The sequence below is a fragment of the uncultured Allobosea sp. genome (genome assembly GCF_945956895.1).
GTDB lineage: Bacteria > Pseudomonadota > Alphaproteobacteria > Rhizobiales > Beijerinckiaceae > Allobosea.
The window spans coordinates 116293-124335 of record NZ_CAMFJF010000010.1; the positions used below are offsets into that span (position 1 = coordinate 116293).

9 protein-coding genes are annotated in these 8043 nt (G+C 59.9%); all 9 read right to left on the reverse strand.

Features of this window, described 5'->3' with window-relative positions; genetic code table 11:
• Nucleotides 1-506: 506 nt before the first annotated feature.
• Nucleotides 507-1121: a MarC family protein gene (locus Q0Q02_RS08910; RefSeq protein WP_293808600.1), complete on the reverse strand. Its 615-nt coding sequence runs from the start codon at nt 1119-1121 to the stop codon at nt 507-509.
• Nucleotides 1122-1202: 81 nt separating this feature from the next.
• Nucleotides 1203-2000 carry an SDR family oxidoreductase gene (locus Q0Q02_RS08915; RefSeq protein WP_293808602.1) on the reverse strand — a complete coding sequence of 266 codons (798 nt, stop codon included), beginning with the start codon at nt 1998-2000 and terminating at the stop codon, nt 1203-1205.
• A gap of 26 nt (nt 2001-2026) precedes the next feature.
• On the reverse strand, nt 2027-3778 hold the full coding sequence (locus tag Q0Q02_RS08920) for an alginate export family protein (protein ID WP_293808603.1): 1752 nt from the start codon (nt 3776-3778) through the stop codon (nt 2027-2029).
• 17 nt (nt 3779-3795) lie between these two features.
• Entirely contained in the window at nt 3796-4587 is a 792-nt protein-coding gene (locus tag Q0Q02_RS08925) for an SDR family oxidoreductase (RefSeq protein ID WP_293808605.1), read from the reverse strand.
• Between the two features lie 23 nt (nt 4588-4610).
• Entirely contained in the window at nt 4611-5612 is a 1002-nt protein-coding gene (locus tag Q0Q02_RS08930) for a 2-hydroxyacid dehydrogenase (protein WP_293808607.1), read from the reverse strand.
• 19 nt (nt 5613-5631) lie between these two features.
• Entirely contained in the window at nt 5632-6297 is a 666-nt protein-coding gene (locus Q0Q02_RS08935) for a TRIC cation channel family protein (protein WP_293808609.1), read from the reverse strand.
• Nucleotides 6298-6301: 4 nt separating this feature from the next.
• Entirely contained in the window at nt 6302-7069 is a 768-nt protein-coding gene (hdhA, locus tag Q0Q02_RS08940) for a 7-alpha-hydroxysteroid dehydrogenase (protein WP_293808611.1), read from the reverse strand.
• Nucleotides 7070-7179: 110 nt separating this feature from the next.
• Nucleotides 7180-7707, reverse strand: a complete 528-nt coding sequence (locus Q0Q02_RS08945; RefSeq protein WP_293808613.1) for a MarR family transcriptional regulator — start codon at nt 7705-7707, stop codon at nt 7180-7182.
• Nucleotides 7708-7752: 45 nt separating this feature from the next.
• On the reverse strand, nt 7753-8043 hold a 291-nt coding region (locus Q0Q02_RS08950; RefSeq protein ID WP_293808615.1), incomplete at its 5' end, for a hypothetical protein.

The following is an 8043-nucleotide window of genomic DNA, read 5'->3' on the forward strand; positions in this document are numbered from 1 at the left end:
GTCGCCGGTGAGGGCTAGTGCGACCAGCGCGAAAGCGACCGGCCCCGCCGCCTGGGGGACGGGGAGGGTCGCGGATGAGATGAACCAGCGAACCAGCGGTACTGCATTTGCTGTCATGGTCATGGCAGTCGTCATATCTCGGCCCTCGCCAAAAGGGCCGGGCCGTTCCTGGGGGATCGAGATTCGATGTTGGGATGGAGGACGTTGCCTCAAGAGCGAGATGAGCAAACCCTGCAAGGCTGTCAATCCGGCCGCTCGAAGCGCATCACCCCGGTGCCGCCATTTCGGTGTAACGCTTCAAGCGCGGCGACGCGATGCTGACCCGCAGCGGAGGCAAACCATCGCACGCCACCCGCCTATGCCGGTCTGTTGGCTTCAAGCTTTTGATTTGATTTAGTTTTCTGGGAAGTCACCCCCTTACGGGGTCGCTGGCGGAGGATTGGAAACTGGATGCGGGAGTTCTGCACTGGTTCCTTCGAATTTCGCCGAAGAGTCAGACCATCAGTTCACGAAGCAGACAGGGTAAGTCCGGATATGAGCATCTCAACGCCCATTGCAGCCTGAAGCACGCCGAAGACGGCTCCGAGTACGAGCAACGGTGCTGCGCCCACATTTGTCATGAACCAGCGAGCGACGAGCATGGCTCCAAGGTTTAGTGTCAGGATCGCAGCCACGACGCCCATAATGGCGAGCTTGTCGGCGAGCGCGGGGAAATAGCTGACGAAAATGATAAGCACCGCAACGCCGACCGGCGTCACGATTCCCGGAATGGCGATCGGCATCAAGCCGAGTGCCACTGTGGGCGGGCCCGGCTGGTGTGCCTTGAAGGTCGCAGTGGAGCTCAAGATGTTCCGCAAAGCCGTCAGCATCAGGATCAAGCCGGCGGCGATGATTAGCGAGGATTTCGAGGTGCCGACACCAGCCATTGCACCCGCGCCAACGAATACAGCAACGGCTAGCGTGGCGAGCGAAACAAGATAGGCCCTGAGCGCGATCTGGCGAGCCAGCCGATCGTCCGCGCCCGCAGTGACCGTGGCGAAAAGCGGCATGATCGCGATGGGACCCATCAGTGTGAAGAGAAGCGAGCCGAGCAGCGGAAGTGGCAGTGCTGTGGAAGTCATGACGCGATCCATCGGAACCACGGCCGATGAGCCTCAACAGGCACCTCTGCCGCCTCATCTTTGGTCTCGGCTTTCCTCATTTCAGTAAGCCGTAGCCCCGCAGTCAGCGATGACAATGGCGCCGGTCATTGCAGACGATGCTTCAGACAAAAGGAAGCATGCGACCTCCGCCTGCTCCTCGGCCGTCTGATTGCGTCCGAGCGGGCCCTGGACTTTGGACGGAATTTTATTCTCAGGTCGCTTCTCCCGGTACTCCATCACATCGAGGACGGACTGGTCATACATCGGGGTTTCTGTCGCTCCGGGGCCATGAAAATTGCAGCGGATGCCGAATTGGCCGTAAGCAAGGGCAATCGACTTCGCCAAACCTGCCACCGCATGCTTGCTGGTGGCGTAGGGCGCCATCGTCCCCACGCCAGCGATGCCCGCCATTGAACCCGTGATCAGGATATTGCCACCCCGCCCCTGCCGCAAGAAGACCTTCAATTGTTCACGGCAGCACAGAAACACGCCTTTCACGTTGATGTCCTGCACACGGTCAAACAACTCGTCGCTGACATCATGCGGCATCATCGGCGGGTGCGACGTTCCGGCGTTGTTGTAGGCCAGATCAAGGCCGCCATAGATCTCGACGGTTTTTGCAACCATTGCGGCAACTTGTCCGCCATCTCGGACGTCACAGACGACATAGTCGCAAATCCCACCAGCGGCCCGGATTTCGTTGGTCACGGCGGTCAATCTTTCGGCGTCGGGAGAGGACACCATGACCCGCGCGCCGCGTAGCGCTGCAAGACGTGCGGTCGCTGCTCCAATGCCTTGGCTTCCCCCTGTGATCAGCAGTGATTTGCCGTCGAACTTCAATCTGTCGAAACCGTTCATGATGCCTGCTCCTTCATGTCGAGCTGCTAGAAATTCCAGTAGAATTGGGCCTGCAGCGATGACCAAGGCTTGGCCTCCCCCGCCGTGGCCAATTTGATGGCGCGTCCAGGCAACGCGTAAGAGGCCACCCCGACAAAGAAGAGGTTGCGCGAAATGGCCCAGCGGGTGGCAAGCTGCCACTCCTGGCCTAGATCAGCGGATTTCAAGTTTGCCAACGCGGGATTGCCGCCGAGATTATTCAATTGGTCGGCTCGGTGGAGGAACCAGTCTAGCGTGATGTTCAGACGTGGGTCGGGACTGACGTTGAAGCGGATGCGATGCGTGCTTCGATTGCCTTGGGTCAGGGCTTTGTTAATGGTGATCCCCTGAAGCCACTCGTTGAGGCCACCGGAAAACAGCGTATCAAAGCGCTCGTAGCGGGTGGTACTGGGGTTGTCCCCCGAGAAATGTGCGAAGCGGTAGGAGAGACTGGGCGTCCAGGACACATGCCGGGCGATGTAGCCCACTGTCCCATAGCCTGCCCAGGCCGACATCGAGAAATCGCGATGCCACTGATGTGCGACCTCCCCTTCGAGCCAAAGCCCAGGCGCGACAGCATCATCTGCCCAGCGAATATGTCCGGCAGCTGTGGAAAGCCCTTCGCGGCGACGATTGCCCACTCCGGGAATGCCATAGGCCGTGTCGGATCGTGGCACGTGAATATACGTCGCATCGAGATAGAATTTAGGGGTCAGCGTGTAGCGTAGGTTCGTGCCGATCAGTTGCGTGCGCGATTCAAGCGGTTCATACTCGTTTGGGTTCAGAAAAAAACTGGTCGACGTGACATTACCGAACCTCACGTTCAACAGCGCCGACATGTCATGCGTGGTCCGAGGCGCGAGATATATCCCTGGACGCGGACCCGCGTTGTATTGCGAACCATATTGCGCGATCAGAAAACCGTCGTTTAGTGTGAAATTCTGACGCCCGACGGACGCATTGACGCGTAAATCGCTGTCGGTTGGCGCATAGAGCAGCCCAACATAGGCCTTCTCCAGATTATGGGAGGTCCGCGTGTCATGGCGGAAGATGTCGCGCCCGAAAGACGCCGGACCAATTCCTGTGATAGCGCCGTAAAGATAAAGATCGGATTGTCCCAGGCGCGTCACACCGCCAATGCCATATTCGATATAAGCCTCGCCCCAACTCGCACGCGCACCGGTTCCCGCGCCGATAGCCGGATTGCGAACCAGTGGATTGCCAAGCGTGAAGGAACGGGGCGAGTTAAACCAAGGGTTACCATCGCTAAAGGCCCCAAAACCGCCATTAAGGAGCAGACGGACGTGCGCGAACTCGTTCTCCCAAGACAATGGTGAGGGCGGCAGCCGTGAGGACGCCGCATCCCGCTCCTTACCGACGGCCAGCGTGACGACAAGCGTAACCGTGTCGGGATTGATTTGACGGACCAGTTCATGCGAGGCCTGTGAAATCCCCGGCAGCGTTCGCACACGCGCGACTGCCTGGCCGACCAGCAGGGTGTTCCATTGGTCGCCGCTGCGTACACCAAGTGTACGAAGCACTTTCTGCCGAAGCGCTTGGTCCCGCTGGCTGGTGCCAGTGGTACCCTCCAACCTGATCTCGATCCGATCCAAGGTCAGACCAGCACTCTGCAGTTCGCCGACAGGCCCGGGACCACCCCCAATCCCAGCGCCGTTTTGCGCCAGCGCCAGGCCGATCCCTGCAATCAGCGTGAGCGCCGTGACACCTGGTCCGACTATCTGCCGTGCTTTCGATGTCAAGAAACGCCCCCGCGCCATCAGTTGAACAACCTGACGACGTTTCCGCCGCCATGCACGTTGACGATTTGACCGCTCACCCAACGAGACGCCGGCGAACAGAAGTAGAGAAATGCGTTGGCGACATCTTCCGGCGAGCCGGCGCGGCCGACGAGGTTGTCGGGGTTCTTCAGCTTCTCCTGCATGGCCTCGTCGATGCCGGCGTCGGCATAGCCAGGCGTCAGGACCGTGCCGATCAGGACAGAGTTCACCCGCACCTGCTTCGCCAGCAAATGAGCGAGCGAGATCATCATCTGGTTGAGCGCTGCCTTGGCCGTCCCATAGGCCAGGATGTCGTAAGCGGCGGCCGCCGAGGACATCGAGCCAGAATTGGTGATCGTCGCATTCTTCGCCAGCTTCAGATACGGCAGGCAGGCCATGCTCATGCGATAGGCGCTGATCGTGTTGAGCTTGTAGGAGGCGATGAAGTCCTCGTCCGAAATAGCAGTCGGATCGTCGTGCCGCCCGCCCCAGCCCACATTATTGACCAACGTCGAGATGCCACCGAAGGCCTTCACTGTCGCCCCGACGACAGCGTCGATCTGGTCGGCCTTGGTGACGTCGCAGGCCATGCCGAGACATTCACCGCCGGTTTCCTTCGCGATGTCGGCGGCAGTGGCCTTCGCCTTCTCGCCGTTGAGGTCGGCGATCATCAACTTCGCGCCGGCGCCTACCAGCGTCTTTGCGATGCCCGCCCCGATGTTCTGGGCGCCGCCGGTGAGAACGACCGTATGGCCGGTCATGCGGAAATCGCCGAATGCGTCAAAAGCCAAGATGTTCATCCTCGGGAAGGTTGTCAGGGAAGCTTAACGGTGCGGTCGGGGTCGGGCTTGCCGGCCAGGAAGTCCGTGGCATTGCCGAGTGTGATGGCGGCGATGTCATTCAACGCCTCGCGCGTCAGCCAGGCGGAATGAGGCGTGATCAGGCAGTTCTTGAACGTCGTGAGAAGCTGAAGCGTGTCGTCTTGCACGATCTCGGTCGACAGGTTCTCAAAGAACAGCCCAGCCTCGTCTTCGTACACGTCGATCCCGAGATAGTGGATCGTCTCCAGGTTCTTCAGCGCCGCAATTACGGCCTTTGTCTCGATCAGTGGCCCGCGGCCCGTATTGATCAGCACCGAGCCGCGCTTGAAGAGCTTCAGGCTGTCTGAATTGATCATGTAACGGGTTTCGGGCGTCAGCGGCGCGGTCAGCACAACCACATCCGACTGCCGGAACAGTTCGTCACGTTCCACATAGGTCATGCCGAGCGCGGTCATGTCCGCATGCGGATAGGGATCTGAGCCCAGCAGTTTGCACCCAAACCCTTTCAGGATGCGCGCCGTGGCGCGGCCGATGTTGCCGGTGCCGACAATGCCGGCCGTGCGCCCCGCCAGCGTGAAGCCGACGAGGTTATCCATGGCGAAGTTGCCATTGCGCACGCGGTTGTATTGGTGGTGCAGGTTGCGCACGAGGGTCAAGATCATGCCGACCGCGTGTTCGGCGATCGACTCTGGTGAGTAGGCTGGCACTCGCATCACGGTCATGCCGTGACGCTTTACTGCGGCGAGATCGACCTGGTTAAAACCTGCCGAACGACAGAGGATGAGCCTCACCCCGCCAGCAGCCAGGATGTCCACGGTGGCCGCGTCGCACTTGTCGTTCACGAAAATACAGACTGCGTCGCAGCCATTGGCTAGCGGCGCGGTGGTGCTGTTCAGCGCCGCGTCGATGTAGCGGATATCATGGCCATGGTTGTCGTTGACCGCATCGAACTGCGGCTTCTCGAAGTTTTTGGCGTAAAAGAAGGCGATCTTCATCGGAATTGCTTTCGGAGGTTCAGGCGGCTTTGGGCCAGCGGGAAAGGATAATCGGCAGGCGGATGCCAATGATGACGAGGAAGCCGGCGAGCACCGCCCAGGGCTGGGGCACGTCCATCATCCGCAGCGCCGCCAGCACCGCCGAACCTGCAAACAGCGCCTCCAGCGTCCAAACGCCGGGCTTCATCGCCGCCGGGAACTCGTTCAGCAGAACATCGCGGATGATGGAACCAAAGGCCGCGCTGACCGCGCCAAAGAAGGCGCACAAGATGAGAAGATGCGCGGCCCCAATCAGCCCTGGCGTAGCGGAACTGGACAGAAGATTGAACGCCTTCGCTGCCCCCAGCGCACCCAGCGAGGCAAGCGCAAGCAGCTCAGCCATCTCCTTCACCAGATAGTCGCGCTTGCCGATCAATCGTCGCAGCAGATCGATATTGGCATAGACGATCGCCAGCACGAAAACTGCCACGATGTAGAACGGAAATGCGACCCAGAAGAACGGCTGCGCCTGTGGCCCGAGCAAGATGTCGCGCAAGGTGCCACCGCCGAGCGCTGTGGCGAACGCACAGGTGAAGATGCCGAAGGTCGAGAGGTTCTTTCCCTTCGCCACGATCATGGCGTTGATCGCGAACGACAGGATTCCAAGCGTCTCGATGAGGATAAACCAGTAGGGACCCGCGCGCATGCCCTCAGTCCAGTTCCTGTAGGCCGCCGCCAGAAACGGTGAGCACCTGCCCGCTCACCCAGCGTGAGGCGGGAGCGCAGAGGAAGAGCGCGGCGTTTGCGATGTCCTCCGCCTCGCCGAGCCGCCCCAACGGGGTGTGCTTGAGCATGGCCTTCTCGATGTCGGGCGTGAGCACGCTCGCAAGAGCCTGCGTCTTGATCGCGCCCGGCGCGATCGCGTTGACGCGGATGTTTTTTGGACCGAGATCAAACGCGATATTGCGGGTGAGGTGGTTCACGGCTGCTTTTGACGAGCCGTAGGAAGCCATGCGCTGGTTCTTGTTCTCGCCGGCCATGGACGAGATGTTCAGCACGGCCCCGCCGCCGGCTTTCTCAATGTGCGGAGCAGCCAATTGAGTAAGCCTGAAGGTCGAATAGACGTTGAGCTGATAGGCCCACTCGAAATCGCCCATAGGCATGTCGAACGGCTTCGGCCCGCCACCGCCAGCGTTGTTGACGAGGATCGTCAGTTTTCCGAACGTCTTTACTGCCGCGTCAACGACTTTGAGGAGATCGTCTTCCTTCGTTACGTTGCAGGCCATGCCGATGGCGTGCCCACCCGCGTTGACGATTTCGTCAGCAACTGCTTGCGCCGTTTCGGCCTTGAGATCGCTGACCACGACGCGCGCGCCAGCCCCCGCGAACATGATGGCGATGGCCCGGCCGATGCCGGCACCGGCACCCGTTACGACAGCAACATCGTCCTCCAAGAGATAGTCAGACTGCCGATACATGCGCTGCCCCAAGACTGGACCTGATACCGAGGCTTACGTAGGCTCGCCGCGATATCTGGTTCAATCGGGAGACTGGCCAAAATGAGCACTTGGCTTCAGCCGCTGGTGCTTCAAGAGGATGGCTTAGTCGGGGGTTCGTTGGTCAGGATTTTCTCAAGGCCGGAGAAAAGACGTGCGGCTCTTTCGATCGACCGCTGATCAACGGCACGGAGTTCCGCTCCTGCGGTCGACTGCCCATCTGTCACGGTGAGTTGATAAGAAGCGCTGCCCGTTCGACTGATCCAGCCGCGTTCCTCCAACGACTTGAGCTTGCGGCGCACAGTTTGGCGGGGAATGCCCGTCACGTCGGCGAGGCGAGAGGCGGTGATTGCAGTCCCGATCTTCTTCAGATTGGCCGGATTGGGCTCGGCCAGCGCTGTCATATGCGCACGAAGCGCAAGTTGTCCGATGATCGCGAGAACAAGCATTTCCTGGAGGTCGCCTCTGAAAACGCGCGACAAATCGGCGAGGTGCTCCGTCACGAACTCTACCATCTGGTACTGATAGGCTGGATATTGGTCTTCGAACGCGACCTTGGCGATCTCCGTCCGCAAGCCACCCAAAGACTCTGGCGTTGTTCCAACCTGCTTTCGTGTCATGTTTGACCTCCGACTTTGATGGCTTGTCCGAACAGACCAAGTTGGTCAACAGGCTAGGCGGTGTGGACGAATTGCCGCAAGCAACAGTTTGAGGATTCCAGCGAGGAATCGAATGTGATTCATGGGTTTCCGACTGATTTGGAGGTCGGAAGCGATGTCGACTCGGATGGACGAAGACGACTGGGCGATCACGTTGACAGTGTTCCGGGTCGTGTCCCATAGCGTGGTGTAGCTGCGGGTGGTCATCGGCGATTGCCGGTTAGGTTTGGGTTGCGAGATCCAACCCTGAACCGAGAGATCCCCGATGACCGACGAGATGATGAACCTGCGCGGGCT